Source organism: Neorhizobium sp. LMR1-1-1.1 (genome assembly GCF_040675795.1).
Taxonomy (GTDB): Bacteria; Pseudomonadota; Alphaproteobacteria; order Rhizobiales; family Rhizobiaceae; genus Neorhizobium; species Neorhizobium cellulosilyticum.
Genome location: NZ_JBEGHE010000025.1, coordinates 1,033,103 through 1,056,948 on the forward strand (window position 1 = coordinate 1,033,103; position 23,846 = coordinate 1,056,948).

Genomic DNA, 23,846 nt, shown 5'->3' on the forward strand with positions numbered 1-23,846 from the left:
GCGAAACGAATGGGTGGCCACTATGAGCGATTGCACCACGATCGCAAGGGCTTAAGACGACAGCGCAGAGATCGTCTCCGCCTATTTACGAAAAACACCAAGATAGGAAAATAATCCTTGACGGCGTAACGGTGCTTTGATAGGGTTCAGGCATAGTCGAAGAACTGCGCTTGAGGGCGGGGGGCTTCGACGGGTGTGCGCCTATAGTTGAGCGCGCCAGGACTTGAGCAACCATTCTAATCCGACATTGCGATACGGGAACGAAACGCTGCAGCCGAAGAGGCTGGCGGCGATTTGCCTGTGCGCTTCATGGAGCCTGCCATGGATGAGTTCGACAGTTTCGATCCGGGCCTGTTCGGCATCTGGCGGGATCGCGCGGCCTATGGCGACGAGATGCCAACGGAGGATGCCGTGCTGGCGGATGAAGTGCGGATTGCGCTTGAGATCAAGTCGGCGGATGGCGGCGTTTCTGCGAGCGACGAACTACGCAAGCTATTAAACGACATGACGGTGGAGATGCGCGAGCAGTTTTCCACCTTCCGCAAGATGCGCGAGAGCGCGGCGGGCGCTCTGACGGATGGCGACGAGGCGGCGCAGAAGCTGGCGCGCGCCGACGTGAAGGCGGCGACCGACGCCATGAGCCTGATCGTGCGCACGCTCGAAAAGGTCGACAGTCTTCAAAGGCAGCTGGCGCGGGATCGCGAGATCGAGGCCGAGCGCGTGGCCGATGAGGGCGGCTATGGAGAGGCGAAAGACCGCCTGCAGCGGCTGATAGCGGACAAGGCGGATGAACGGGCCAAAAGTCTTCTTGCTACCTGGATCCGAAACGGCGCTGCCTCTGATGCCGAGCCTCGACGAGCGGGCACCGATCCGCCATCGGGCACGGGCTGAGCGTCGTGCACGGGCATCCGACGCGAGGCGTCTCGCCAAGCAGAAAAGTCGTATCGCTGCCCAACATCAGGCAGGCATGCAGGGTATCGACGAGCAGCATGAGAGTGAATGCATGGCGGTCACCAGCGCGGAAAACATATTGGCGCGAGGGGCAAGCCATGCGCATGAAATAGAAACGGCTGAAGCATCTTCGACAGCGGCGACGCAACCTTCCGCGGTCGTCGAGGTGGAGGGGCTTGTGGTACCGGCACGGTTCGTCTCTCGCTATGAACGGGACTGGGACGTCAACGGTCGACCGGAACAGAGGCCGCCCGCAGGTGACTGGCGCACGTGGCTGGTCATGGGCGGACGCGGATCGGGCAAGACGCGGGCCGGGGCCGAATGGGTGCATAAGCTGGCTTCTGCCGGAGAGCGGTCCGATCTGAGGATCGCGCTGGTGGCGGAAACGCTGGGTGACGCCCGCGAGGTGATGATCGACGGCGTATCCGGTATCTGCCGGATTGCGCGCGACAAGTCTCCGGACTTTGAAATCTCGCGGCGCCGGCTTGTCTGGCCGAACGGGGCGGTGGCGCAGATATTTTCCTCCGAGGACCCGGAGGCGCTGCGCGGGCCGCAGTTTCATTATGCGTGGTGCGACGAGATCGGGAAATGGAAACATGCCGAAGAGACATTCGACATGCTGCAGTTCGGCCTGCGGCTGGGCAACGATCCGCGGCAGCTGGTGACGACGACGCCGCGGCCGGTTCCGGTATTGAAGCGGCTGATCGCCGATCCTTCGACGCGGCTGGTCAGGATCGCCACCGGCGACAACCGGCAAAACCTGGCGCCGGGTTTTATCGAGGCGCTGGAGCGCCGGTATGGCGGCACGAGGCTGGGCCGGCAGGAACTGGCTGGCGAGCTGATCGAGGACCGCGAGGACGCGCTGTGGCGCCGCTCGGAGATCGAGGCCTGCGTGATCCGGGTCGTGCCGGCCTTAAGGCGGATCGTCGTTGCGGTCGATCCGCCCGCAGGCATAGGACAGAATTCCTGTTGCGGCATCGTCGTGGCCGGGCTGGAGCCGGAGGGGCGGGCCGTTGTGCTGGCGGATTGTTCCGTGGAGGGCGCGACGCCTGCCCAGTGGGCGCAGTCTGTCGTGAGGGCATATCGGCGGTTTTCTGCCGACAGGATCGTCGCCGAGGTCAACCAGGGCGGCGAGATGGTGACGGCGATGCTCCGAAGTGTCGACGTGGCGCTGCCAATCACCATGGTCAGGGCGACGCGGGGAAAGTTTCTGCGGGCCGAGCCGGTGGCGGCGCTCTACGAACAGGGAAGGGTGGCGCATGCAGGGCGGTTTATCGAACTGGAGGACCAGATGTGCGATTTTGGTCCCGACGGGCTGTCATCGGGGCGCTCACCTGACAGGCTGGATGCGCTGGTCTGGGCGCTGACGGCGCTGGTTCTGGAAGGGCAGGGCGAACCGCGGGTGCGCGGGATATGATGCAATGCGCTTTAGGGGCAAAGCTCAATCAGGATAGGGGCTTTGACCCTAGAGCGTGCAGCTTTCGGCAAGGTCCTTGTAAAGCCGAGCCTCGGTCTGCCTTCTCAGCGCTTCACCGTTGCGGCCCGGCCCGAAACACCGATCGCCTGGTCTTATCTGTTCGGCGATGAGCGCGGCGCGCTCGCGATAGAACAGGCATTGTTGATTTCGCGGCAGTGATGACAGCCGCAAGAGAGTTTGTTCGGATTGCTGCATTCGGCGTGAATGCTCGGCTTGTCGCGGAGCGCAGGATGGATCCATGGCCACCCTGACCAGCATGCTTGCACCAAACAAAAGCACCGTTCCCATAAGGACCGGTGCCACGTAATTACGCCATCCGGACATCGGCGATATCCGGATGGGTTATCTGGCTCAGCGCTGGTTCGGCTGGCGGGAATTGTTTTCCTGCATCTGCTTCCATTCGGATTCCATGCGATCCAGAACTTCCTGCGGGATCGGTTTCGAAGGGGCTGCCTGAGCGGGCTGCGGCATCATCATGATCTCCTTTTTTGTTGCGCTGCACCATCATGGAAAAGCGTCGACATAACGTCGCATGGCCATATTGGTTCCATAGCTCGAGACAAAAGTAAATTAGCCTTTAAGTCGTTAAAACGATTTAGTTTTCTTAAACCGATTGAAAGTCGCAACACGGTGAAGGCGAGCGGTAAATGGGTAAGCTTAACAATGCGGCGGAACGTCGCATTTTCTTCGACGAGGTGCGCAAGAGCCTGTTTTCCGGGTGTCTGAAGCAGCGCGAGGTTAACGGGCTCAATACGATTCTCGACGGATGGACGAAACTGAGCGTGGCCGTTCGAAAGTCTGCAGGTGGCGACGATGCGCTGGCCTATGTGCTGGCGACAGCCTTCCATGAGACGGCGGCGACGATGCAGCCGGTGCGCGAGACGCTGGCGCTCAATGATGAGGAAGCGATTGCCCGGCTGGAAAAAGCCTTCAAGGCGGGTCGGCTTCCCGCGGTGAAGACACCCTATTGGCGGCCGGATGCCGAGGGCAGGACCTGGCTTGGCCGCGGCTTCGTGCAACTGACACATCGGAGAAATTACGAGGCGATGTCGGCACTGACCGGGATCGATCTCGTTTCCGAGCCGGGGCGTGCGATGGAGATGGGCGTTGCAGTCGCGATCCTTGTCAGTGGCATGCTCGAGGGCTCGTTTACCGGTCGCAGGCTCGGTGATTATTTCGCTGACGGCAGGAGAGACTGGACCGGTGCGCGAAAGATCGTCAACGGGACGGATCGGGCGGAACTTGTGGCGGGATACGCCAAGGCATACCGGCTGGCTTTGCCGAGGCGCATTGATGCGGGCGGGGACGCGTGTTAGCAGGCACCTTGTCTGAATGAGGTGCTGCGGAGTTTCGATGATACGCCATATCGTGTTTTTCACGGCCACGTCCGAAAATCTCGAGGATGTCAGGGCAGGGCTTTCGATGCTGACCGCAAACCCGCATGCATCGCTTCTGGAAATCGGCACGAATGTAAAAACCGACCAGTGGGACCGGGAAGTCGACTTCGTCGTCTACGGCGAGTTCGAAAACGAGGCGGCGCTGGCAGCCTACAAGGCGCATCCGATCTATCAGAAATCGACTGAAACCGTGCGGCCGCTTCGCGAGATGCGCATTGCTGCAGACTATGACAGCGACAAGGCGGCAAAGACGCCGCTCAGGTAGGCTATATCCGTAACTGACCTGAACTGACCTGTATGAGATGCACTTGTTGACACCGATAGATGTCAGTGATTTTCTCGGCTGCGGGGGCGGTTATGGATTGGGAAAATACTGCACATTCAGTTGATGACTGGATAGCGCTTGCGCAGCGACATCGAAACGGCGCGCGCGCCCTGAAAAAGGATAAGCAGTTTTCCTTAGTTTGGGACCATACCGGCTTTGCCGTCGAGTGCTATCTCAAGGCTGCGATCATGCAGCAAAAAGGGTGGAACAGATGGCCTGATAGCGGTGAGCGTAAGGACCTCTGGGTTCACGAAACGTGGGGGCTGCTGAAGGAACTCGGCGTAACCCCGGAGGGCTTAGGACGGCATCCGATTAGATTTCGCCTGAAGACAATTCTGGATTGGCGGCGCCGGCATGGCTATAATCCAAGCTCCATGCCTGAGAAATATGCCGAACAGATTTATAGAGATGCATTCTCAAGCGAAGGAGTGGTTGAGTGGATAGTGAAAACCTTTCACCTGCCCTGCTGAGGGCCGGCCAGGAATATCTGGCATCATTGCGGCGTTTGCGATTAAACCCCGAGGGTTTGCTGTGGGCTCGGGTCAATGAGACGCAAATGGTAAAAGATAGCGCGACAGGCATGCAGTTCGATGCCGGAGGTTTGGGAGAATGGCATCTGGTTCTCGTTACGGGCGCCATCGACGAAGCTGGTCCATCGGCACTCAATGAACTTCTTTTCAAAGCTTACGACGCTTCAGCGACTCCGAAAGAAATATCACCATTCATCGTCGAGGTCATGAGCGCTAAGTCACCATTCGTTTCACAGCTTTTGATTGCGCTGAATAATCCGGTTGGACCAATTGCCATAACGAGCGGTACGACCGGTGGAAAATCCTATCGTCAGGACATCGACCCATATGAGGGGCAGCAGATGGTTGCCGGCCTATGGTTCGATCGGAAATGGATATATCATCTTACGGGACTTCACGCACGTCACGCAGAAAGAAAGCGGAGCTGGAAAGATTTTAAGCAGAGCGTAAACGCACTTGCCGCTTAAAATCTGTGAGAGCCCGCCACTTCCGGCGCGCAGACTCCACTCCACGGTTAGTTTGGCCTTTAAATAAAGGATCACTGGAATGAAATCTCCTTTTCGCCTGCCGTGGCTTTCCACGGGGGAACGCAAAGCCGTGTCTGCAGATCAAGGGAAGGGCGTCGCGTCCGCCTTTGCGGTGCTTGCCAGCGAGGGAACGGCGCATTGGTCCGGCAGGTCTTATGCGGCGCTGGCGCGGACAGGGTTCATGCGCAATCCGGTGGCATATCGGGCGGTGCGGATGATTGCGGAGGCTGCAGCCGCTGTGCCGTGGCTGGCTTACGAAGGTGTTGCGGAGGTTGCGGATCATCCGGCGCTGGCGCTGCTTCTGCGTCCAAACGGACGGCAGGGCGGACCGGATTTTTTCGAGGCGCTCTACGGGCATCTGCTCCTCTCCGGCAATGCCTATGTCGAACCGCTGGCGATCGGCGGCAGTTTGCGCGAACTGCATCTGTTGCGGCCCGATCGGGTGAGCGTCGTTGAGGGGCGCGATGGCTGGGTGACGGGGTATGATTATCGCGCCGGTGGGGGAACGCGCAGGCTTGCGGCTGAAGCCGAGGATGGGAGGCTTTCGCTGTTGCACTTAAAACTGTTTCACCCGCTCGACGACCATTCTGGCTTTTCGCCGCTTGTGGCGGCGGGAGCAGCACTCGATCTCTCCAATGCGGCGGCGGGTTGGAACAAGGCTTTGCTCGACAATTCGGCGAGACCTTCCGGCGCGCTCGTCTATCAGCCGAAGGATGGCGGCAATCTTTCGGCCGACCAGTATCAGCGGCTGAAGGACGAGCTGGAGGCGGGGTATTCCGGTGCCGTCAATGCCGGGCGGCCCTTGCTGCTTGAGGGAGGGCTGGACTGGAAGGCGATGGGGCTTTCGCCGAAGGACATGGATTTCATCGAGGCGCGCAATGGCGCCGCAAGGGATGTCGCGCTGGCGCTCGGCGTGCCGCCGATGCTGATCGGTATTCCCGGCGACAATACCTATGCCAATTACCAGGAGGCCAACCGCGCCTTCTACAGGCTGACCGTGTTGCCGCTGATTGCGCGAACTGCCGCGAGCTTCTCCGCCTGGCTGTCCGAGATCTACGGGGAATTACGGCTGGAGCCGGATCTCGACCGGATTGCGGGGCTGAGTGCCGAGCGCGAAGCACTGTGGGCGCGGGTCGGGGCGGCGGGTTTTCTGACCGACGACGAGAAACGCGAGGCAGTGGGATATTGAGCGAATGGCCGCATGGGTGTAATTTGTAATACGTCGTATTACAAATGGAGGCTCCTATGGCTGACAAGAAGAACGCCGACAAATCGGCCGACAAGCCGGTCCTGTCCGATCCGATCACGCTGCGTGTGCCGCAAGACATTCTCGAGGATATCGAGAGGATTGCCGAAACTGCCGATCGCAGCCGCAGCTGGGTGATTGTGCGGGCGTTGAAATATTACCTGATCAATGAGGGCAGCGATCTGCTCGAAATTAGGCAGGGGCTGGACGATGTGAAGGCCGGTCGCGTCCACGACGCCGAAGAGGTTTTTGCCGAACTTGAGCGCCTTTCTAGAGAAGACGCCGCCTGATGAAAATTCGCCTTTCGGATCGAGCTTTGGCCTATCTGAAACGTGAGCAGGGCTATCTGGCGAAATTCGATAAGCGTGTCGCTCTTGCTGTTGTTCGGCAAATCAGGGCCGCGACCAAACTGATTGGCGAGTATCCGCAGATCGGACCTGTCATCGATGGTGCTAAAGGGGTTCGGCGTTATATCTCCGCGCCCTACCAGATCGATTATCAAGAAGACGACGTGGGGATCATGGTGGTTGCCATTCGTCACGGAAGACAAGCCCCGAGAGAGGTCGAGGCCGAGTACCCGCAGTTCAAGCTCGACTGAGCGTTGAGAAGGCAGGTATCGGCTGCAGCTTTCAAGCTTCAGCCTCTCACGCAACCTCCGAAGCGTCGGACTCAACCTCTCAAGGCTTCTCTACAAGCGATTCTGAAAGTTGACCAATATCCGCCTGCGCTCGCGGTAACACGGCGCCGCAATTGTCCGAAGGTGCTGTGGGTACACGCCTTTCCGAGATGCGCCTGATTGGGATCTCGACTGACTGCCCCCCTCTCTAACCGACAAGGGATTAACTATGGCTGACCTTGGACAGGATCCGGGCGCGATCATCGGCGTCTGGGCGGCAAAGACGGCGGGTGCTTTTGCCGGCGCCGGCGTGTCGCTGATCTACCTTCTGCCCAAAAGCAGGCGCGAGGCGGCGAGCCGGTTTGCGACGGGCGTGACATGCGGGTTGATTTTTGGCGGACCGACGGGGCTGTGGCTGGCAGAAAGGCTCGGCATTTCCGGCATGCTCTCGGGAGCGGAAACGATGCTGGCGGGGTCGGCTGCGGCGAGCCTCTGCGCCTGGTGGGTGCTGGGCGCATTGTCGCGGGTGGCGGAGAGATACGGTGGTCGACGTTAGGTGGTCAGCTGTGGATTTCACCACCGCCACCTTCATCGGTGCCGGTATACATGACCGCGTCTCCCAGGGCGTGATCCGCTCTTTCGAGGGCATCGGCCAGAAGCGGCTTTCGGAAAATGGCTGGTGGATGCAGGGCAAGGCCGACTGCTCCAGCTATCACTGCCGTGCCTGAGATGAGACCGAGTGCGATGAGCATCAACGTCTGCATGGCGCGCTCCATTCAAGGACCCGTGCTCCGAATATAGTGCGGCTCGCACGGGGCTTCAACTCAGCCAAGAGCGCACGCCGAGCCGTTCGTTCAGTTCATTCAGGAGATTTCCATGCACGCTTACCGCGGGCATCGCGCCCCCATGCGTATTCCTTTGCGCCCGACGGCCCGAAAATTCGCCAATCTGGAACTGGCCGGGATTACCGGCGACGGCACCTTTTCCGGTTATGCCAGCGTCTTCGGCGAGGTCGATCTCGGCAAGGACAAGATCGAGCGCGGGGCGTTTCTGAACTCGCTTGTCGCCCGCGGCGCGGATGGCGTGCGGATGCTTTACCAGCATGATCCGAACGAGCCGATCGGCGCCTGGAAGACGATCCGCGAGGATGCCCGCGGGCTTTTTGTCGAGGGCGTGTTGTCGCCGGGCGTGGGCCGCTCGCGCGAGGTGTTTTCACTGATGAAAACGGGTGCGCTGGACGGGCTTTCGATCGGGTTTCGGACCGTCAAGGCGCGCACCGATGCCAAGACAGGGGTGCGGCGCATCCTCGAAGCCGATCTTTGGGAAATTTCCGTCGTGACCTTTCCGATGTTGCCATCGGCCAGGGTTTCCGACGTCAAGCATGCCCGGTTCTTTCGAGATCGGGAAACAGAACTCGTCCGCCAGATGCGGCGGGCGGCGAAGATGATGTTCACCTCAAGCTTCAAGGGAAAATCGATATGACGGAGCAGGTTATGCAGGCAAACAAGGTGGCGCCCGAAGTGAAGGCCATACCCGAGACGGTAACGGCGGCTTTCGACGAGTTCATGGAGGCATTCGAGGCCTTCAAGGATGTCAACGACCGCAGGCTCGGCGAGATCGAGCAGAAGCTGACATCGGATATCGTCACCCGTGACAAGGTCGACCGTATCAACCGGGCAATGGACGACCAGAAGAAGGTTCTCGACCAGCTTGTTCTGAAAAAGGCACGGCCGCAGCTCGGATCGGCCCGTGCCAATACCCATGGAGGAGCCGAACTGTCGCCGGAGGTGGCGGAGCACAAGGCCGCCTTCGATGCCTATGTCCGCCGTGGTGACGAGGCGGGATTGCGCGAGCTGGAAGCCAAGGCGATGTCGGCAGGCAGCGGTGCGGATGGTGGTTATCTCGTGCCGGACGAGACGGATAGCGAGATCGGCAGGCGGGTTGCCGTCGTCTCGCCGATGCGGGCGCTTTCGACCGTGCGCACCGTCTCGACCGCCGTATTGAAGAAGCCGTTCGCGACGACCGGTCTTGCTACAGGCTGGGTGGCTGAGACAGCGGCGCGGCCGCAGACCAATGCGCCGCAGCTTGCCGAACTGTCCTTTCCGACCATGGAACTTTACGCCATGCCGGCGGCAACGCAGGCGCTGCTTGACGATGCCGCGGTCGATATCGAGGCCTGGATTGCCGGCGAGGTGGATATCGTCTTTGCCGAACAGGAGGGCGATGCCTTCATCCGCGGCGATGGCGTCAACAAGCCGAAGGGATTTCTGTCCTATACAGCGGTGGCCGACAGCGCCTGGACCTGGGGCAATCTCGGCTATATCGCGACCGGGGCCGCGGGCGCCTGGAAATCCACCGGACCATCCGACACGCTGGTCGACGCGATCTATTCGCTGAAGGCGGGGCATCGGCAGAACGGCACCTTCATGCTGAACCGCAAGGTGCAGGCCGATATCCGCAAGTTCAAGGACGCCGACGGCAACTACATGTGGCGCCCGCCGGCATCTGCCGGTCAGCCGGCAACGCTGATGGGCTTTCCGGTGGCGGAAGCCGAAGAAATGCCGGATGTGGCGGCGGGTTCGCTGTCGATCGCGTTCGGCGATTTCCGCTCCGGTTATCTGGTCGTCGACCGAGCGGGAGTTCGTATCCTGCGCGATCCCTATTCGGCCAAGCCTTATGTCCTGTTCTACACCACCAAGCGCGTCGGCGGCGGGGTGCAGAATTTCGAGGCGATCAAGCTGGTGAAGTTTGCGGTGAGCTGATGCTGCCGCGAAGCGAATAGGGAGTGGCGAATAGCGAATGGAGGGGCGGACGCGACCGCTTTCTCCCATCGCTGCAAGCCATCTCCCTATTCGCCACCCTCAATTCGCTATTCGCTTACCCAAGGGATTTCCATGACCTATGCACTGATCGATCCGCCATCGGCGGAACCGCTGACGCTTGCCGAGGTGAAGGCGCATCTGCGGCTGGATGGCGGTGACGAGGATGCGCTTCTCGTGTCGCTGATCACGACCGCCCGCACGTTTCTGGAGAGCGAGACGGGGCTTTGCCTGATCGCGCAAAGCTGGCGGCTTTATCTTGACCGATGGCAGACGGACGGAGTGATCCCAATCCTCAAGTCGCCGCTGCAAGCGATTCTATCCGTTACGATTTATGATGCGGATGGCGCGGCCGTTGATGTTTCGCTTGAAGACCATCTGCTCGACCGTGTGGGGCGTCCGGCACGGCTCTGGCTGCGTGAACCACCTTCTCCGGGCCGGGCCGTGAATGGTATCGAGATCGATTTTTCGGCCGGTTATGGCGAGGCGGCAACGGATGTGCCGGACACGCTGAAACGGGCGATGCTGATCCATATAGGCCACATGTTCGCTTTTCGCGGCGTCATCTCGGCAGAGCAGCAGCCGGCCGGTGTTCCCGACGGCTACGAGCGGCTGATCGCGCCGTTCCGGATGCGGAGGCTCTGATGGTGGTCTTCTTCGACCCCGGCCAGATGACGGCGCGGCTTTTGCTGGAAGAGCCGGTCAGCATACCGGACGGGCAAGGGGGCGCGACGGTGAACTGGACCGAGACCGCCGCCATGTGGGCCAAGGTCGAACCGGTATCATCAAGCCTTGCCGAACGGGCCGGTGCCGAGATCGGCACGATTACACATCGCATCTGGCTGCGGTTTCGCAGCGATATTTCTGCCGGACAGCGTTTGCGCAAAGGCGCTCGGCTGTTTGCGGTGAAGCTGGTCCAGGACCCGGATGAGACCGGGCGCTATCTGACGTGTCTTTGCGAGGAGGGCGCGGGATGAGTGCGGCAAATGCACTTCTGAGGGCTATCCATTTGCGGCTTGCAGGCAATGCGGTGCTGACGGCGCTGATCGGGCCGGATGGCATTCGTGATCGCCTGCAGACGCGGCCGAAACTACCGGCAATCGTGATCGGCGAAATGGAGACCCGCGATCTTTCCACCGTGACCGAGCCCGGCGAGGAGCATTTTCTCACGCTGGAGGTCTGGTCCGAGGGGGAAGGACGGCGGCAGGCATTGGAGATTACCGCGAAGGTGACGGCACTGCTCGACAATGCGGATCTGGCGCTCGACGGTGCCCTTCTGGTGAACCTGCTCAGGATCAGCGCGCGGAGCCGTCGCGAGCCGAAGACCAGATATTATCTCAGCGAGATACGTTTCAGGGCCGTGACGGAGTGACGATGCTGGCCGTTCGGCGCGCTTTTCTGACAAGCGAGATCAAAAGGATGACCGAGCAGAGAGCGACAAGCGTGAGCAGGATTGAAATGATGAGTGCGGTGGACACCCCTGTTCGGTCAAGCAGGGCGGTAAACAGGATAGGGGCGATGGCGTTGGCGATATTCTGCGGCATCATCAGCCGTGACGCCTGACGGCCGTATTCGCTCGGCGAAAACAGCGCCAGCGGCAGCAATGCGCGGGCGACGACCAATATGCCCGAGCCGAAGCCGTAAAGTGCGACGAAGATCCAGAGGCTGACAGTTGACGGTGGCAACAGGAGAAGGCTGCTAAAGCCGGCAACCATCAGGCTGATACCGCTGACCGAGGTGAGAAAGGGATTGCCGCGCTTGCCGAGCAACATATCGAAACCGCGTGCCGAAATGCCGAGCACGCCGCGTGCTGCGGCAAGCTGCAATGCGAGTTCAGGCGTGGCGCCGGATTGTTGCAGCACTTCCAGAAGGGAAGGCGACAGGCCGAAGGTGACGAAGGAGGCGATTGCCGTTGAGAGCGCCACGAAGATGAAGGCTGCCTTTTTGCCGGCTGCAGTCAGCGGTACTGGTGCGGTGTTGGCCGATGTGCGTGCGGTTTCCCGGACGACCGGTTTCGGCAGGCCGAACAGATAGAGCGGCAGGCAGACGAAGACCTGCAATCCGGCGGCCCAGAGGAAGGTCGAACGCCAGCCGATCAGATCATGCAGCAGGTTGAGCAGCGGCCAGGAAATCGTCGGCGACAGGCCGGTGAACAGCATGAGAATGGCGATCGTGCGCTTTCCCTCGACGCCTTCGCGTTCGACCACGGCGGTGAAAGCCGGGGCATTGAGGGCAAGCGCTGCACCAAGACCGAGAATGATCCAGGCAGTTATGTAGCCGATCACCCCTTGTGCGCTGGCCAGAACGCAAAGCCCTGCGGCGAAGAACAGGGTTCCGATGGAAAGCACGCGTGAGGCGCCGAAACGCTCCAGCATCCTGCCCGTCAACGGGCTTGCGAAGGCGCTCGTGATCATCATGACGGATAGGCCCGCAAAGACGATCTCGTTTGCAAGGCCAAGATCCGAGCCGAGCTTGCGGCCGATCGCCCCGACTGCTTCGAATGTCGTTCCCCATCCGATCAATTGCCCAACGGCGAGGACGCTCACGGTTCTGACCGAACTGGGGGGATGAGGCATGGCGGGACATCGCGAAGGGAACTGGCGGTAACGGCTGTAGCAGGTCCTCGTAACAGCGGGAAGTGGCCTTTCGGGCGAAGACGACAACCAATCGAAAAGGAATGGTAGAATGGCAGCGCAGAAAGGCCGGGACCTGCTTCTGAAGGTTGACGATGGCGGAACGTTCATGACGGTGGCGGGGCTGAGATCGCGTCGTCTCGCATTCAACGCGGAGACGGTGGATGTAACGGATGCGGAAAGCGTCGGGCGTTGGCGGGAATTGCTGGGCGGCGCGGGTGTCCAGCGCGCATCGCTGACAGGCGCCGGGATATTCAAGGATCAGGCGAGCGATGAAAAGATAAGGGCCGCCTTCTTCGCCTCCGCGATCTTGAACTGGCAGGTCGTGGTTCCGGGTTTCGGTACGATCGCCGGTCCGTTTCAGGTGAGCGCTCTCGAATATTCCGGCGAGCATAATGGCGAGGTGCGCTTTGAACTGGCGCTTGAATCCGCCGGCGCAATCACCTTCGGTGCGCTGTGATGGCCGGGGCGACGATAACCGGCAGCCGGGCCAACCGGCACCGCGGCGAGGTGGAGGCGGTGCTGAACGGCGAGCGTCGTATCCTTTGCCTGACGCTGGGCGCATTGGCGGAACTCGAGACCGCATTTGCCGCGGAAGACCTGAACGGGCTGGCGGCGCGTTTTTCCTCCGGCAGGCTGAAGTCCGCCGACATGATCCGCATCATTGGCGCGGGCCTGCGCGGCGGCGGAAATCTGCTTTCGGACGATGAGGTGGCGGCAATGAGCGTCGAGGGAGGGATCGCGACCTATGCCGGTATCGTTGGCGACCTGCTGACGGCGACCTTTTCCGGGCACGGGGAGGGTGCTGCAGCAAACCCTTGAATGCCGCAGCGGGAAAGAATGTGCGTGACGACAGGGCAGGCGGGTCGGCGCCATTTCCCTGGGACGTGGTGATGCATGTCGGCTTCTCCCTGCTGCGGCTTTCTTCACGGGATTTCTGGACGCTGACGCCGGTGGAATTCCTTCTCATGACAGGCGCCACGCGGCCACGCGAGATGGCGGCTGGCAGGGCCGAACTGGATGCGTTGATGCGGGCGTTTCCGGATGTGGGCGTCGGCGCAGCAATGTCTGACCTTCATCCTGGTCCTCTCCCCGCAGGCGGATGATGGACTGTGGCTCACGGAGAACAACAATGGAAAACGACGATACGGATGTCTCTGCAACGCTTGCCGGTGCAGAGGCGCTTTCGGACGTGATGGCGGATCTGGAGGCCAGGTCGCAGCGGTTCGGTGCGGCGCTGACCGGTGCGCTGAGATCGGCAACGACCGGCAGCAAGGGGCTGGAGGATGTGCTGCGCGGATTGGGCAACCGGCTGACGGATATTGCGCTGAGTGCCGGCCTGAAGCCGCTTGAAGGCCTGCTCGGAAATGCCGTGGGATCGCTGATCGGATCCGTGACGCCGTTTGCCGATGGCGGGGTCGTACGGGCACCAAGCTATTTTCCGATGAATGGCGGCACCGGCCTGATGGGCGAGGCGGGGCCGGAGGCGATCCTGCCGCTGAAACGCGGCGCCGATGGCTCGCTTGGCGTGGCTTCGGCTGGCGGCGGGGTAGGGCCACAGATCGTTTTCAATGTGACGGCGACGGATGCCGCGAGCTTTCGCAAGAGCGAGGCGCAGGTGTCGGCCATGCTCGCACGCAGCGTGATGCGCGGGCGCAGAGGGCTTTGAACCGGACACTTTAGAGGGAAATCGGCATGAGCGGGTTTCATGAAATACGTTTTCCGTTGCGATTGGCGCTCGGCGCGAGCGGCGGGCCGGTGCGGCGCACGGATATCGTCAATCTCTCGAACGGGCGAGAACAGCGCAACCAGCGCTGGCGCGATAGCCGCCGCAGCTATGAGGTCGGATCGGGTATCCGCTCGCTCACCGATCTTTATGCCGTGCTGGAGTTCTTCGAGGCGCGGCGGGGGCAACTCTATGGCTTCCGCTTTCGCGATCCGGTGGATTGGGCCTCCTGTTCGCCGGGCAGGGTGGTTTCCGCAAACGATCAGATCATCGGCACCGGCGATGGCGTGACAGCCGCGTTTCAATTGGTGAAGGCCTATCAGGATGCGGGTGGCGGTTGGGCCCGGCGGATCACCAAGCCGGTTCAGGAGAGCGTGCTGGTTGCGGTGGAAGGCGTGGCTGTCACGGATGCGGTCTATACGGTCGACGCGACGACCGGGATGGTGACCTTTGCTGCGGGGCATGTGCCGGTGGCCGGCGCACTGATCGAGGCCGGATATGAATTCGACGTGCCGGTGCGTTTCGACATTGACCGGATCGACGTCAACCTGGCGCATTTCGATGCCGGACGTATCCCGACCATTCCACTGACGGAGATATTGGCGTGAGGACAATCTCGCAGGCATTCAAGACGCATCTCGACGGGCAGGCGACGACGACCTGCCATTGCTGGCGGGTGACGCGGCGCGATGACGTCGTGATCGGTTTTACCGACCACGACCGCGACCTTAGTTTCGACGGCACGAATTTTCTGGCGGCGAGCGGCTTTGAAGCGAGCGAAAGCGAGCAGGCCGCAGGACTTGGCGCGGAAGCTGACGAGGTGGCAGGTGGGTTTTCAAGTGCGGCGATCGAGGAGGGTGATCTGGCGGCCGGGCGATATGATGGCGCTCGGGTGGAGCTGTTTCTCGTCAACTGGGCCGCGCCGGATGAGCGCATGTTGCTGAATGTGCGCGAGATCGGCGAGGTCGTGCGGGCCGGCGGCCGGTTTCGTGCGGAGCTGCGCAGCATGGCACACCGGCTGAACCAGCCGCAGGGCAGGCTTTACAACCGCCGCTGTGATGCGAGCCTGGGGGATGGCAGGTGCAGGATGAATCTTGTCGCCTGGCGTGGCGAAGGATCGGTCGTCGAGATGATCGATAGAAGCAGGCTGCTCGTATCGGGGCTGTCCGGTTTCGCCGATGGTTTTTTCCGGCAGGGCAGGGTCGTGTTTTCGTCAGGCCTCTCCGCGGAGGTGGATGGACATGGCAGGCGCCAAGACGGGACTGCTGTCCTTTCACTCTGGTTGCCGCTGGAAGAGAGGATCGAGCCGGGCCGGGCATTCACCGTGACGGCCGGCTGCGACAAGACGTTTTCAATGTGTCGGGAGCGTTTCGCCAATTCTCTAAATTTCCGTGGCTTCCCGCATGTGCCGGGTTCGGACTTCGCCTATTCCTATGCAGACGGGGAGCGGGTCCATGACGGCGGCCCGATTTTCGAATGACGGGGCCGGGTGATCGGATCGTCGCGCTGGCGGAAAACTGGATCGGCACGCCCTATCGCCATCAGGGCGCAGTAAAAGGCGTGGGCTGCGATTGCATCGGCCTGATCCGTGGCGTCTGGCGCGAGCTTTATGGCCAGGAGCCGGAAGTCGTACAGCCCTATGCGCCGGACTGGGCCGAGCGCAGCGGCGAGGATAGACTGATGCAGGCCGGGCGGCGATTGTTCGGACCAGCCTTGCCATTGGCAGAGGCGAGGCCGGGAGATCTGCTTCTATTTCGCTGGCGGCCGGATTGTGCGGCAAAGCATGCCGGTATTCTGGCCGGTCCGACCCATTTCATTCACGCCTACGAACAGGCTGCGGTGATACGCTCGGCGCTGGTGGCTTCATGGCGGCGCAGGATTGCGGCCGTGCATCGCTTTCCGGAAACCCGGATTGATTGAAAACGGCTGTCAGTTGGCGTATATCATCGGAGTGGTGAGCGGGGTTGCAGCCCCGCCCGCCGTTTTGCTTATCTGTTGAAATTTACCCGGACGGTCATTGACCAGCCCGTCCGGGTCACTGTCCGGATAAGTGTAAGGCTAATCGGCCGAAGCTTCATAACTTTACCTCCATGTTCGAAAGCAGGGCTTCTGCCGAAGTCAGCGTAGCCAATCTTCGCTGATGCGCCGGGTTGGCTCGGCGCGTGCTGCTTTTGCTCTCAAACATACACACGCTATCACAATTTTAGCGCGCATCTAGTCGTAAGGGCCGGTGCGTGGGGAGAGACCATGGCTACTCTTCTTTTTCAGGCTGCGGGCGCGGCGCTCGGCGGCGTTTTTGGCCCCATCGGCGCGATTGTCGGTCGGGCTGCGGGCGCTGTGGCCGGGAGTATGGTCGATCGGGCTTTGATCAACGGAAACGCGACAATTTCGGGCACAAGGCTCGGTACAGCGCGGATTCCGGGTGCCGATGAGGGCAGTGCAATCAACCGGCTTTACGGGACGGCGCGGATCGGCGGTACCCTGATATGGGCCACGCGTTTCGAGGAGGAGGTGACGAGTGAACGTACCGGCGGCAAGGCGACGGGCCCGCGTGTCGAGACGTTTCGCTACTTTGCCAATTTCGCCATCGGGTTGTGCGAAGGGCCGATCGCTTCGGTGAGGCGTGTCTGGGCCGATGGCCGGGAAATCGACCTGACCGCGATCGAAATGCGCGTCTATCGCGGCGACGAGGAACAGCTGCCCGATCCGCTGATCGAGGCGAAACAGGGAGAGGGATTGGCGCCGGCCTATCGCGGGCTGGCCTATATCGTCTTCGAAAGGCTGCCGCTCGATGCGTTCGGCAATCGTATTCCGCTGCTGCAGTTCGAGGTGCTGCGACCGGTTGGCAGGCTGGAGGCGCAGATCCGGGCGGTGACAATCATTCCGGGGGCGACGGAGCATGGCTATCAGACCCGTCAGGTAACGGAGAGCACCGGTGAGGGCAGCGGCCGCATCATCAACCGGCATACGACGACGGCGCTGACCGACTGGCAGGCCTCGATCGATGAGTTGCAGGCGCTTTGCCCGAACCTTCGACGGGTGGCGCTGGTCGTCTCGTGGTTCGGCACGGATCTCCGTGCAGGGCATTGCCGGATCAAGCCGGGTGTCGAAGTGGAGGGGCGGCGCGATGAAAGCGATCCCTGGTCGGTAGCGGGCATCGGGCGAGGTGAGGCTTACCTGGTCAGCCGGCGCGACGGCGCGCCTGCCTATGGCGGTACGCCGAGCGATAGGAGCGTCAGGGCGGCAATCGCGGATCTCAAGGCGCGTGGGTTGAAGGTCTATCTCTATCCGTTCGTGATGATGGATGTTCCGGCTGGAAACGGTTTGCCCGATCCTTATGGCGGCAGTGAACAGGCGGCCTATCCATGGCGGGGCAGGATCACCTGTCATCCTGCCCCAGGAAAAGCCGGGTCGGTGGACAGGACGGCGGTTGCGCGAGCCCAGGTGGAGGCCTTCAGCCGAGGCAGTGAAGGTTATTGCCGCATGGTTCTGCATTATGCGGACATGGTGGGCGATGCTGATGGTGTAGATGGTTTCATCATTGGCTCTGAACTGCGCGGGTTGACGCGATTGCGCGATGGGGCGGATCGGTTTCCCTTTGTTGACGAACTGGTCGAACTGGCCGGGGACGTCAGGGCGAGGGTCGGAGCGGAGACGAAGATAACCTATGGTGCCGACTGGAGCGAATATTTCGGCTATCATCCGCAGGACGGTAGCGGCGACGTTTTTTTCCATCTCGATCCGCTCTGGGCCTCTCCGGACATCGATGCGGTGGGCATCGACAATTACATGCCGCTCGCCGACTGGCGCGACGATGACCTCATAAAGCGTAACCCGGATGGCTTTGCTGCGCGCGACGACATGACGGGGATGGCAGGGCAGATTGCAGCCGGTGAAGGGTATGACTGGTATTATGCCAGTGAGGCTGACCGGCAAAATCGCCTTCGCTCCCCCATAACCGACGGGCTGGCGGGCAAGCCCTGGGTCTTTCGTTACAAGGATATCGAAAGCTGGTGGTCGAGCCTGCATTTCGACCGTGTAGATGGTGCGGAGAGGGCGACGCCGACTGTCTGGATGCCGGGAATGAAGCCCGTCTGGTTTACGGAACTGGGATGTCCGGCAGTGGACAAGGGCGCCAATCAGCCGAATGTCTTCGTTGATCCGAAATCGGCTGAAAGCAATCTGCCATACTTCTCTTCGGGCGGAAGATCGGACAGTCAGCAGCGGCGTTTTCTTCAAGCGCACCACAATCATTGGCAGGGCAATACAGTACCGCAGGGCATGGTCGATCCGGACCATGTTTTTGTCTGGACATGGGACGCACGCCCGCAGCCGGCCTTTCCGCATGACCTGTCGTTCTGGAGCGACGGCAGCAACTGGCGGACCGGGCACTGGCTCAACGGGCGTATTGGCGGCACCACGCTCGCCGATGCGATTGCCGCGATCCTTGCCGATCATGGCATCGAGGATTTCGATGTTTCTGCGGTCAGCGGTGACCTGACCGGTTTCGTGCAGGCGGACCTCACTTCGGCGCGGGCCTTGATCGAGCCGCTAATGGAGGCATTCCAGATCGATGCGGTCGAGGATGGTGGACGGATACGGTTTCGCTCGCGCTTGGCATCGAGCCTCGTACCGCATGAAATCGCCGTTCTGGCCGATATCGAGGATGAGCCGCTATGGACGGAAAACCGGGGGCACGACAGCGATTTCCCTGCCGAGACCGCATTGGGTTTCTTCAATCCGGTGCTGGACTACGAGCAGGCAAGCGTGCGCTCGCGCCCGGTTTTGGCCGCGGCCAAGCGGGTGCTGGGTTACGACCTGCCGGCAACGCTTTTTGAGGAGACGGCGCTTGCTGCGGTTGAAGCTGCCCTACGGGCAAACCGTATTGCACGGCGGACCGTGAATTTTGCGATTTCACCGGCTGACCAGGCAATCGGGACGGGTGACGCGATCCGGCTCGCTGATGGGCCTGATGGAATATTCGTGGTCGAGCGTATCGAAGAGGGCGCGATTCGCCGGATCGAGGCGCGCCATCATGTGGCGGTGCCGCCTTTCGGTTCGTATGTGGCGACCAGCCGAGGTCATACAAGCGGCGGAGGCGTTTCCGATGCCTTTCAGCCTGTCCTGCACTTCATGGACCTGCCGCGCCTGACGGATGCCGCATCGGAAAGCTTCGCCTGCGTTGCCGGTTACTGCCGGCCCTGGCGGCGCATGGTGATCTCCTCCTCGGCAACCAGCGAGGCATTTCGCACACGGGTGACGCTTGATCGCCCTGCACGACTCGGGTTGCTGACTTCGCCGCTGCGGCCCGGCGTCTCGGGGCGGTTCGATCATGCGAATGTACTGGAATTGGATCTTCATTTTGGCGGACTGGCATCGGCCGATGACGTTGCAGTTCTTTCCGGCGACAACCGGATAGCGGTGAAGGCGCAGAATGGTGCCTGGGAAATCATCGGCTTTCTGTCGGCGCAGGAAATTGCGCCAAAACGCTGGCGGCTGTCCGGTCTGCTGCGTGGGCTTGCCGGCACGCAGGATGCGACAGTGGCCGGTGCCGGGGTCGGCAGTCCGTTTGTCGTGCTGGATGAAGCGGTGGTGTCGCTTGGACTCGGCAGCGAAGAACGCGGGCGGTCGCTGAACTGGCTCGCCGAGAGCCTTGGCAGCGGTGGTGGTCGGGCCGGACCTCGTGTGTTTACGGGCGGTGAGCGAGCAGAAACTCCGTTGGCACCCGTGCATCTTTGGGCCGAGAGGAGAGCTGAAGGAGACATCGTCATAGGCTGGACGCGATGCGGCCGGGTAGACGCTGATGGCTGGGAGGCCTTGGACATCCCGATAGACGAACCACAGGAGCGGTATCGCATCGATCTGATCGCTCATGGCGATGTGGTGAGGAGCATCGAAGTGACTGAGCCGTCCTTTTCCTATGCCGCAGAAGACGAACTCGCCGACTTCGGTGAACGGCAAACAAGTATCGATTTCGCAGTCAGGCAGATGGGACGCGCGGTTCCTCTGGGCATTCCTGCGCGATCATCGATCAATCTTTGATAACAAGGAGATGAACAGATGGATTTGATGAAGAACTGGTATCAGTCGAAGACGATCTGGGGCGCCCTGATTGCTGTTGCAGCCTCCGCGCTACAGCTTGCTGGCCTTGAGATCGGGGCTGCGGATCAAGCGGAACTGGCCGATATCGCGGTGACATTGACGGGTGCCGTCGGTGGCCTTCTGGCGCTTTACGGGCGCCTTGTGGCAACCGGCTCAATCGGTGGAAAAGCCCCCTCCAGACCATCCTGAAGGGGAGGATTACAGAGCATTCATTTGCCATTCAGCCGTCATCCGATACATAATCCATAACATGCATTGGACATGACCTTTCGTCGGTTGAGTGGAAACAGGTACACATGGCGCGACTGCCGATCATAGCGATTTTGGCTGCCGGCACTGCATTTGCAGCATTGCCTGGGGAGCCTGCGACTGCACGAGACTATCTCGTTCTTGTTGCGGGCGACTGTGGCACAGCCGCGTCTCGCGTCGTTCGTGACACGGGTGGACAGCTTCTGTCGGCCCAGCCGTCCTCGGACGGTCAGACCTGCATTGTAACGGTCCTTGTGCAGGGCAATGGCAGCGAACGGCCGCGCAAGGTCACCGTCCGGGTGCCGATGTAGGCGGAGTATACTAGACATCAGCGCCTTTTTGGATCCGAAACCGGGTGCGGTTTTCGGGTTGATGCGCTAGATACTTGCAAGATTTTATGCAGGGGACGGTTCATGCGCATTCTCGTGGTCGAAGACGACGTCAATCTCAATCGCCAGCTTTCGGACGCATTGAAAGAATCCGGCTATGTCGTCGATACCGCATTCGACGGCGAGGAGGGTCATTTCCTTGGTGATACGGAACCTTACGACGCGGTGATTCTCGATATCGGCCTGCCTGAAATGGACGGCATCACGGTCGTTGAGAAATGGCGTTCCAACGGCAAGGGCATGCCGGTCTTGATGCTGACGGCGCGTGATCGCTGGAGCGACAAGGTGGCCGGCATAGACGCCGGTGCTGACGACTATGTGGCAAAACCCTTCCATGTCGAAGAGGTGCTGGCGCGAGTGCGGGCGCTGATCCGTCGCGCGGCTGGTCACTCGTCGTCAGAGATCGTCTGTGGCCCGGTACGCCTCGACACCAAGGCTTCCAAGGCAACGGTCGATGGCATTGCCCTGAAGCTGACCTCCCACGAATTCCGCCTTCTGTCTTATCTTATGCACCACATGGGCACGGTCGTATCGCGCACCGAACTGGTCGAGCATATGTATGACCAGGATTTCGATCGTGATTCCAACACGATCGAAGTGTTTGTCGGTCGACTGCGCAAGAAAATCGGTGTTGATCTGATCGAGACCGTGCGTGGGCTTGGCTACCGGATGCAAGCGCCGGCCGATGCCCAATAGTCTCCCCAAACAGCCTCCGAGCCTTGGCATGGGAGGATTTCGGTCACTCACCGCACGCGTGCTTCTGCTTGCGACCGCATGGTCTGCCGTAGCGCTGGTGGTGATCGCGATCGTCATCTCGCAGCTCTACCGGCAATCGTCGGAACGGGCTTTTACCGATCTGCTGCGTGCGCAACTCTATAACGTCATCAACTCGATGACGATCGGTGAGGACAACAAGCTTTCGGGCAATCCGCAACTCGGTGACCTGCGTTTCTCGCAGCCGGAGACGGGCTGGTACTGGATCATCGAGCCGCTCGGCACTTTCGCAGCGACGCCGCTGTCGTCTTCTTCGCTCGGAACCTCGAATATCAAGGTGCCGACCATTCTGAGCGTGCCGTTTAACAATCGGTACGAACGGTTCTACCGCACCAATGATGCTTTCGGGAATACGGTACTCGTGGCCGAGACCGAAGTGGTTCTCGACGGTGAAGGGCGTGCGGCGCGGTTTCGCGTTTCGGGCAATTTGGCAGTCGTGGAAGATGACGTGCACGGATTTTCGCGCAATCTCTATATCACGCTTGCCGTGTTCGGTGTTGGCAGCCTGATCGTCAATGGCCTGGCGATCCTTTTCGGCCTGTTGCCGTTGAAGGGCGCACGCCGTTCACTGGAGCGGGTACGTCGCGGTGAAGTCGAACGACTGGAGGGACGTTTCCCTCGCGAAATCATGCCCTTGGCAAACGATATCAATGCGCTGATCGAAAGCAATCGACGCATCGTGGAGCGTGCGCGCATGCAGGTGGGTAATCTTGCCCATTCGTTGAAAACACCGATTGCAGTGCTGCTTAACGAAGGGCGGCTGGGCGAGAAAGTGCCGTCCGATCTGGTGCGCTCGCAGGCCGAAGCGATGCAGAGCCAGGTTCAGTCCTATCTCAATCGCGCCCGGATCGCCGCTCAGCGCGATTCGCTTCTCGCCAGAAGCGAGGCCGAACCGGTGATGGAGCGGCTGGTGCGCGTCATGCGCAGGTTAAACCCGGACACGCAGTTCCACCTTTCCGTTTCACCGCCGTCATTGGCGGTGGCGCTGGAACAGCAGGACCTTGAAGAGACGGTTGGCAATCTTCTGGAGAATGCCGCGCGTTTTGCCAAGACCGATATCTGGGTAGCGATCGCTCCGTCGTCTCCGCCGCCGGGTTCCGAAGGCGAGGCTGCCCGAAGGGCATGGGTAGAGCTGATTGTAGAGGATGATGGTCCCGGTCTCGAGCCGGAGCAGATCACCATAGCGATGAAACGCGGAAAACGGCTGGACGAAAGCAAGCCCGGTGCCGGTCTCGGCCTTTCGATCGTCAGTGAAATCGCCTCTGAATACAATGGTACTTTCAATCTGGACCGTGGTGCGCACGGAGGATTGCGAGCAAGACTTCTGCTGCCCGGAGTGACCCGTGACGCAGCCTGACGCCGGTCATGAAACCTGTGGCCAATGAGCAACTGCTAAAGACTTGCTGTCATATCTTCTGGACGATCGCATCGCCTGCTATATCATTGAAGTGAAAGGCGGACGAACAAGGCTCTGCAACGGTCTCGATCAACCTAGCCAGGGAATTATTTCCCAAGGCGGGCGGAGATGCTGATGTGAAGACCTCGTTTTCTGCCGAGCATGCAAGTCGGAGACCATAAGCAAGCGATGCGCCCCACGAGCTTTTCAACCGTGCTGTTGACCCTTTGCGGAATAGCTGTCGTTTCCGGCTGCACGTCGACGTCGCGTTCTGCGGCCGGTGCGCGAGGGCTCTTGTCTCCAAAGCCTTCTGCCTCGGCAGGCTATATTACCGCCCTGCAGGGCGGTATCGTTGGGCGTAGTGGTGCAGAGCTTTCATCCAGCGACCGCTCGCGCGCATTGGAAGCTGAATACCGTGCTCTGGAAGAGATGGCCGGCGGGCAGTCTGTTCAATGGAAGGGCGATAACGCCAACGGCACGGTCGTCGCCAACGCACCTTACCAGGTAGGCGCACAGAATTGCCGGCAATACCGGCACACGGTTACTGTCGACGGTCGGGACATGCTCGCGAGAGGCGCCGCCTGCCGCAATTCCGACGGGACCTGGACGCCGCTCAACTGAATTCGTGTCGGATATGCCCGCACGGATTCGTGAATTTGATACAGGTCATAGTAGTCGATAGACATTCC

At 60.8% G+C, this 23,846-nt stretch carries 32 protein-coding genes; 30 read left to right on the plus strand and 2 right to left on the minus strand.

The features are described from left to right. Positions 1–321: 321 nt before the first annotated feature. The 3 genes from MRBLMR1_RS18170 to MRBLMR1_RS18180 are packed head-to-tail and all read left to right on the plus strand — an operon-like array spanning position 322 to position 2,587. Positions 322–891: a hypothetical protein gene (locus MRBLMR1_RS18170; RefSeq protein WP_148145559.1), complete on the plus strand. Its 570-nt coding sequence runs from the start codon at positions 322–324 to the stop codon at positions 889–891. Further along, positions 842–2,368 carry a DNA-packaging protein gene (locus MRBLMR1_RS18175; RefSeq protein ID WP_500065470.1) on the plus strand — a complete coding sequence of 509 codons (1,527 nt, stop codon included), beginning with the start codon at positions 842–844 and terminating at the stop codon, positions 2,366–2,368. The genes MRBLMR1_RS18170 and MRBLMR1_RS18175 overlap by 50 nt, the downstream gene beginning before the upstream one ends. A 42-nt stretch (positions 2,369–2,410) precedes the next feature. After that, a complete protein-coding gene (locus tag MRBLMR1_RS18180) occupies positions 2,411–2,587 on the plus strand; it encodes a hypothetical protein (RefSeq protein ID WP_183684999.1) in 177 nt (58 codons plus the stop codon). A gap of 192 nt (positions 2,588–2,779) precedes the next feature. On the opposite strand, the gene MRBLMR1_RS18185 is transcribed toward MRBLMR1_RS18180, so the two are convergent. Next, positions 2,780–2,902 (minus strand): hypothetical protein, encoded by a 123-nt coding sequence (locus MRBLMR1_RS18185; RefSeq protein ID WP_281422902.1) that lies wholly within the window; start codon positions 2,900–2,902, stop codon positions 2,780–2,782. Between the two features lie 173 nt (positions 2,903–3,075). On the opposite strand from MRBLMR1_RS18185, the gene MRBLMR1_RS18190 reads away from it, so the two are divergent. The 14 genes from MRBLMR1_RS18190 (at position 3,076) to MRBLMR1_RS18255 (ending at position 11,260) form a co-directional block, all read left to right on the plus strand. Then, positions 3,076–3,744 carry a lysozyme family protein gene (locus MRBLMR1_RS18190; protein ID WP_148145558.1) on the plus strand — a complete coding sequence of 223 codons (669 nt, stop codon included), beginning with the start codon at positions 3,076–3,078 and terminating at the stop codon, positions 3,742–3,744. Positions 3,745–3,781: 37 nt separating this feature from the next. Beyond that, positions 3,782–4,090 (plus strand): Dabb family protein, encoded by a 309-nt coding sequence (locus MRBLMR1_RS18195; protein WP_148145557.1) that lies wholly within the window; start codon positions 3,782–3,784, stop codon positions 4,088–4,090. 59 nt (positions 4,091–4,149) lie between these two features. Further along, positions 4,150–4,620, plus strand: a complete 471-nt coding sequence (locus MRBLMR1_RS18200; RefSeq protein WP_148145556.1) for a hypothetical protein — start codon at positions 4,150–4,152, stop codon at positions 4,618–4,620. After that, complete coding sequence (locus MRBLMR1_RS18205) at positions 4,587–5,147, plus strand: hypothetical protein (protein WP_148145555.1); 561 nt, start codon at positions 4,587–4,589, stop codon at positions 5,145–5,147. The genes MRBLMR1_RS18200 and MRBLMR1_RS18205 overlap by 34 nt, the downstream gene beginning before the upstream one ends. 79 nt (positions 5,148–5,226) lie before the next feature. Further along, positions 5,227–6,396 (plus strand): phage portal protein, encoded by a 1,170-nt coding sequence (locus MRBLMR1_RS18210; RefSeq protein ID WP_148145554.1) that lies wholly within the window; start codon positions 5,227–5,229, stop codon positions 6,394–6,396. A gap of 56 nt (positions 6,397–6,452) precedes the next feature. Further along, positions 6,453–6,743, plus strand: coding sequence for a CopG family ribbon-helix-helix protein (locus MRBLMR1_RS18215; protein ID WP_148145553.1), 291 nt, complete (start codon positions 6,453–6,455; stop codon positions 6,741–6,743). Further along, positions 6,743–7,051, plus strand: a complete 309-nt coding sequence (locus MRBLMR1_RS18220; protein ID WP_148145552.1) for a type II toxin-antitoxin system RelE/ParE family toxin — start codon at positions 6,743–6,745, stop codon at positions 7,049–7,051. Before MRBLMR1_RS18215 ends, MRBLMR1_RS18220 begins: the two co-directional genes overlap by 1 nt. Before the next feature lie 247 nt (positions 7,052–7,298). Continuing rightward, on the plus strand, positions 7,299–7,625 hold the full coding sequence (locus tag MRBLMR1_RS18225; RefSeq protein ID WP_148145551.1) for a DUF6107 family protein: 327 nt from the start codon (positions 7,299–7,301) through the stop codon (positions 7,623–7,625). Positions 7,626–7,635: 10 nt separating this feature from the next. Beyond that, entirely contained in the window at positions 7,636–7,797 is a 162-nt protein-coding gene (locus MRBLMR1_RS18230; RefSeq protein ID WP_183685000.1) for a hypothetical protein, read from the plus strand. Between the two features lie 148 nt (positions 7,798–7,945). After that, positions 7,946–8,551 carry an HK97 family phage prohead protease gene (locus tag MRBLMR1_RS18235; protein ID WP_148145549.1) on the plus strand — a complete coding sequence of 202 codons (606 nt, stop codon included), beginning with the start codon at positions 7,946–7,948 and terminating at the stop codon, positions 8,549–8,551. Continuing rightward, positions 8,548–9,831: a phage major capsid protein gene (locus MRBLMR1_RS18240; protein WP_148145548.1), complete on the plus strand. Its 1,284-nt coding sequence runs from the start codon at positions 8,548–8,550 to the stop codon at positions 9,829–9,831. The genes MRBLMR1_RS18235 and MRBLMR1_RS18240 overlap by 4 nt, the downstream gene beginning before the upstream one ends. A gap of 132 nt (positions 9,832–9,963) precedes the next feature. Next, positions 9,964–10,533: a head-tail connector protein gene (locus MRBLMR1_RS18245; protein WP_148145547.1), complete on the plus strand. Its 570-nt coding sequence runs from the start codon at positions 9,964–9,966 to the stop codon at positions 10,531–10,533. Beyond that, positions 10,533–10,865 carry a phage head closure protein gene (locus MRBLMR1_RS18250; RefSeq protein WP_500065477.1) on the plus strand — a complete coding sequence of 111 codons (333 nt, stop codon included), beginning with the start codon at positions 10,533–10,535 and terminating at the stop codon, positions 10,863–10,865. The genes MRBLMR1_RS18245 and MRBLMR1_RS18250 overlap by 1 nt, the downstream gene beginning before the upstream one ends. Continuing rightward, entirely contained in the window at positions 10,862–11,260 is a 399-nt protein-coding gene (locus MRBLMR1_RS18255; RefSeq protein ID WP_148145545.1) for a DUF3168 domain-containing protein, read from the plus strand. The genes MRBLMR1_RS18250 and MRBLMR1_RS18255 overlap by 4 nt, the downstream gene beginning before the upstream one ends. On the opposite strand, the gene MRBLMR1_RS18260 is transcribed toward MRBLMR1_RS18255, so the two are convergent. Next, positions 11,241–12,464, minus strand: coding sequence for an MFS transporter (locus MRBLMR1_RS18260; RefSeq protein WP_148145544.1), 1,224 nt, complete (start codon positions 12,462–12,464; stop codon positions 11,241–11,243). The two genes, MRBLMR1_RS18255 and MRBLMR1_RS18260, sit on opposite strands and share 20 nt — an antisense overlap. 109 nt (positions 12,465–12,573) lie before the next feature. Here MRBLMR1_RS18260 and MRBLMR1_RS18265 point away from each other — a divergent pair, with 109 nt between their 5' ends. The 13 genes from MRBLMR1_RS18265 to MRBLMR1_RS18325 all read left to right on the plus strand — a co-directional run bounded on the left by MRBLMR1_RS18265 (position 12,574) and on the right by MRBLMR1_RS18325 (position 23,778). Beyond that, on the plus strand, positions 12,574–12,981 hold the full coding sequence (locus tag MRBLMR1_RS18265; protein WP_148145543.1) for a phage major tail protein, TP901-1 family: 408 nt from the start codon (positions 12,574–12,576) through the stop codon (positions 12,979–12,981). After that, positions 12,981–13,343: a gene transfer agent family protein gene (locus tag MRBLMR1_RS18270; protein WP_148145542.1), complete on the plus strand. Its 363-nt coding sequence runs from the start codon at positions 12,981–12,983 to the stop codon at positions 13,341–13,343. The genes MRBLMR1_RS18265 and MRBLMR1_RS18270 overlap by 1 nt, the downstream gene beginning before the upstream one ends. A gap of 20 nt (positions 13,344–13,363) precedes the next feature. Then, positions 13,364–13,627, plus strand: coding sequence for a rcc01693 family protein (locus tag MRBLMR1_RS18275; protein ID WP_500065480.1), 264 nt, complete (start codon positions 13,364–13,366; stop codon positions 13,625–13,627). A gap of 26 nt (positions 13,628–13,653) precedes the next feature. Next, a complete protein-coding gene (locus tag MRBLMR1_RS18280; protein ID WP_183685001.1) occupies positions 13,654–14,190 on the plus strand; it encodes a phage tail tape measure protein in 537 nt (178 codons plus the stop codon). Between the two features lie 26 nt (positions 14,191–14,216). After that, the gene (locus MRBLMR1_RS18285) at positions 14,217–14,855 is read left to right on the plus strand and encodes a DUF2460 domain-containing protein (protein ID WP_148145539.1); all 639 of its coding nucleotides are present in this window, start codon (positions 14,217–14,219) and stop codon (positions 14,853–14,855) included. Beyond that, positions 14,852–15,727, plus strand: a complete 876-nt coding sequence (locus MRBLMR1_RS18290) for a phage/gene transfer agent baseplate hub protein (protein ID WP_148145538.1) — start codon at positions 14,852–14,854, stop codon at positions 15,725–15,727. Before MRBLMR1_RS18285 ends, MRBLMR1_RS18290 begins: the two co-directional genes overlap by 4 nt. After that, positions 15,724–16,167, plus strand: a complete 444-nt coding sequence (locus MRBLMR1_RS18295) for an NlpC/P60 family protein (protein ID WP_148145537.1) — start codon at positions 15,724–15,726, stop codon at positions 16,165–16,167. Before MRBLMR1_RS18290 ends, MRBLMR1_RS18295 begins: the two co-directional genes overlap by 4 nt. A gap of 327 nt (positions 16,168–16,494) precedes the next feature. Beyond that, entirely contained in the window at positions 16,495–20,289 is a 3,795-nt protein-coding gene (locus MRBLMR1_RS18300; protein WP_148145536.1) for a baseplate multidomain protein megatron, read from the plus strand. An 18-nt stretch (positions 20,290–20,307) separates the two neighbouring features. Continuing rightward, complete coding sequence (locus MRBLMR1_RS18305; RefSeq protein WP_148145535.1) at positions 20,308–20,538, plus strand: hypothetical protein; 231 nt, start codon at positions 20,308–20,310, stop codon at positions 20,536–20,538. Between the two features lie 107 nt (positions 20,539–20,645). Next, positions 20,646–20,909: a hypothetical protein gene (locus tag MRBLMR1_RS18310; RefSeq protein WP_148145534.1), complete on the plus strand. Its 264-nt coding sequence runs from the start codon at positions 20,646–20,648 to the stop codon at positions 20,907–20,909. A gap of 102 nt (positions 20,910–21,011) precedes the next feature. Beyond that, the gene (locus tag MRBLMR1_RS18315; RefSeq protein ID WP_148145533.1) at positions 21,012–21,683 is read left to right on the plus strand and encodes a response regulator transcription factor; all 672 of its coding nucleotides are present in this window, start codon (positions 21,012–21,014) and stop codon (positions 21,681–21,683) included. 28 nt (positions 21,684–21,711) lie between these two features. Beyond that, positions 21,712–23,118 (plus strand): sensor histidine kinase, encoded by a 1,407-nt coding sequence (locus tag MRBLMR1_RS18320; protein WP_148145532.1) that lies wholly within the window; start codon positions 21,712–21,714, stop codon positions 23,116–23,118. A gap of 228 nt (positions 23,119–23,346) precedes the next feature. Then, complete coding sequence (locus tag MRBLMR1_RS18325) at positions 23,347–23,778, plus strand: RT0821/Lpp0805 family surface protein (RefSeq protein ID WP_148145531.1); 432 nt, start codon at positions 23,347–23,349, stop codon at positions 23,776–23,778. The last annotated feature ends 68 nt before the right edge of the window (positions 23,779–23,846 follow it).

Excerpts from the sequence above, each read along its gene's own strand:
- MRBLMR1_RS18240 (WP_148145548.1), top strand. The coding sequence starts at position 8,548 with ATGACGGAGCAGGTTATGCAGGCAAACAAGGTGGCGCCCGAAGTGAAG.
- MRBLMR1_RS18270 (WP_148145542.1), top strand. The coding sequence starts at position 12,981 with ATGGCCGGGGCGACGATAACCGGCAGCCGGGCCAACCGGCACCGCGGC.
- MRBLMR1_RS18170 (WP_148145559.1), top strand. The coding sequence starts at position 322 with ATGGATGAGTTCGACAGTTTCGATCCGGGCCTGTTCGGCATCTGGCGG.
- MRBLMR1_RS18305 (WP_148145535.1), top strand. The coding sequence starts at position 20,308 with ATGGATTTGATGAAGAACTGGTATCAGTCGAAGACGATCTGGGGCGCC.
- MRBLMR1_RS18250 (WP_500065477.1), top strand. The coding sequence starts at position 10,533 with ATGGTGGTCTTCTTCGACCCCGGCCAGATGACGGCGCGGCTTTTGCTG.
- MRBLMR1_RS18220 (WP_148145552.1), top strand. The coding sequence starts at position 6,743 with ATGAAAATTCGCCTTTCGGATCGAGCTTTGGCCTATCTGAAACGTGAG.
- MRBLMR1_RS18285 (WP_148145539.1), top strand. The coding sequence starts at position 14,217 with ATGAGCGGGTTTCATGAAATACGTTTTCCGTTGCGATTGGCGCTCGGC.
- MRBLMR1_RS18175 (WP_500065470.1), top strand. The coding sequence starts at position 842 with ATGCCGAGCCTCGACGAGCGGGCACCGATCCGCCATCGGGCACGGGCT.
- MRBLMR1_RS18185 (WP_281422902.1), bottom strand. The coding sequence starts at position 2,902 with ATGATGCCGCAGCCCGCTCAGGCAGCCCCTTCGAAACCGATCCCGCAG.
- MRBLMR1_RS18320 (WP_148145532.1), top strand. The coding sequence starts at position 21,712 with ATGGGAGGATTTCGGTCACTCACCGCACGCGTGCTTCTGCTTGCGACC.
- MRBLMR1_RS18225 (WP_148145551.1), top strand. The coding sequence starts at position 7,299 with ATGGCTGACCTTGGACAGGATCCGGGCGCGATCATCGGCGTCTGGGCG.
- MRBLMR1_RS18190 (WP_148145558.1), top strand. The coding sequence starts at position 3,076 with ATGGGTAAGCTTAACAATGCGGCGGAACGTCGCATTTTCTTCGACGAG.
- MRBLMR1_RS18245 (WP_148145547.1), top strand. The coding sequence starts at position 9,964 with ATGACCTATGCACTGATCGATCCGCCATCGGCGGAACCGCTGACGCTT.
- MRBLMR1_RS18255 (WP_148145545.1), top strand. The coding sequence starts at position 10,862 with ATGAGTGCGGCAAATGCACTTCTGAGGGCTATCCATTTGCGGCTTGCA.
- MRBLMR1_RS18260 (WP_148145544.1), bottom strand. The coding sequence starts at position 12,464 with ATGCCTCATCCCCCCAGTTCGGTCAGAACCGTGAGCGTCCTCGCCGTT.
- MRBLMR1_RS18280 (WP_183685001.1), top strand. The coding sequence starts at position 13,654 with ATGGAAAACGACGATACGGATGTCTCTGCAACGCTTGCCGGTGCAGAG.
- MRBLMR1_RS18195 (WP_148145557.1), top strand. The coding sequence starts at position 3,782 with ATGATACGCCATATCGTGTTTTTCACGGCCACGTCCGAAAATCTCGAG.
- MRBLMR1_RS18265 (WP_148145543.1), top strand. The coding sequence starts at position 12,574 with ATGGCAGCGCAGAAAGGCCGGGACCTGCTTCTGAAGGTTGACGATGGC.
- MRBLMR1_RS18315 (WP_148145533.1), top strand. The coding sequence starts at position 21,012 with ATGCGCATTCTCGTGGTCGAAGACGACGTCAATCTCAATCGCCAGCTT.
- MRBLMR1_RS18210 (WP_148145554.1), top strand. The coding sequence starts at position 5,227 with ATGAAATCTCCTTTTCGCCTGCCGTGGCTTTCCACGGGGGAACGCAAA.
- MRBLMR1_RS18235 (WP_148145549.1), top strand. The coding sequence starts at position 7,946 with ATGCACGCTTACCGCGGGCATCGCGCCCCCATGCGTATTCCTTTGCGC.
- MRBLMR1_RS18310 (WP_148145534.1), top strand. The coding sequence starts at position 20,646 with ATGGCGCGACTGCCGATCATAGCGATTTTGGCTGCCGGCACTGCATTT.
- MRBLMR1_RS18200 (WP_148145556.1), top strand. The coding sequence starts at position 4,150 with ATGTCAGTGATTTTCTCGGCTGCGGGGGCGGTTATGGATTGGGAAAAT.
- MRBLMR1_RS18300 (WP_148145536.1), top strand. The coding sequence starts at position 16,495 with ATGGCTACTCTTCTTTTTCAGGCTGCGGGCGCGGCGCTCGGCGGCGTT.
- MRBLMR1_RS18295 (WP_148145537.1), top strand. The coding sequence starts at position 15,724 with ATGACGGGGCCGGGTGATCGGATCGTCGCGCTGGCGGAAAACTGGATC.
- MRBLMR1_RS18325 (WP_148145531.1), top strand. The coding sequence starts at position 23,347 with ATGCGCCCCACGAGCTTTTCAACCGTGCTGTTGACCCTTTGCGGAATA.
- MRBLMR1_RS18215 (WP_148145553.1), top strand. The coding sequence starts at position 6,453 with ATGGCTGACAAGAAGAACGCCGACAAATCGGCCGACAAGCCGGTCCTG.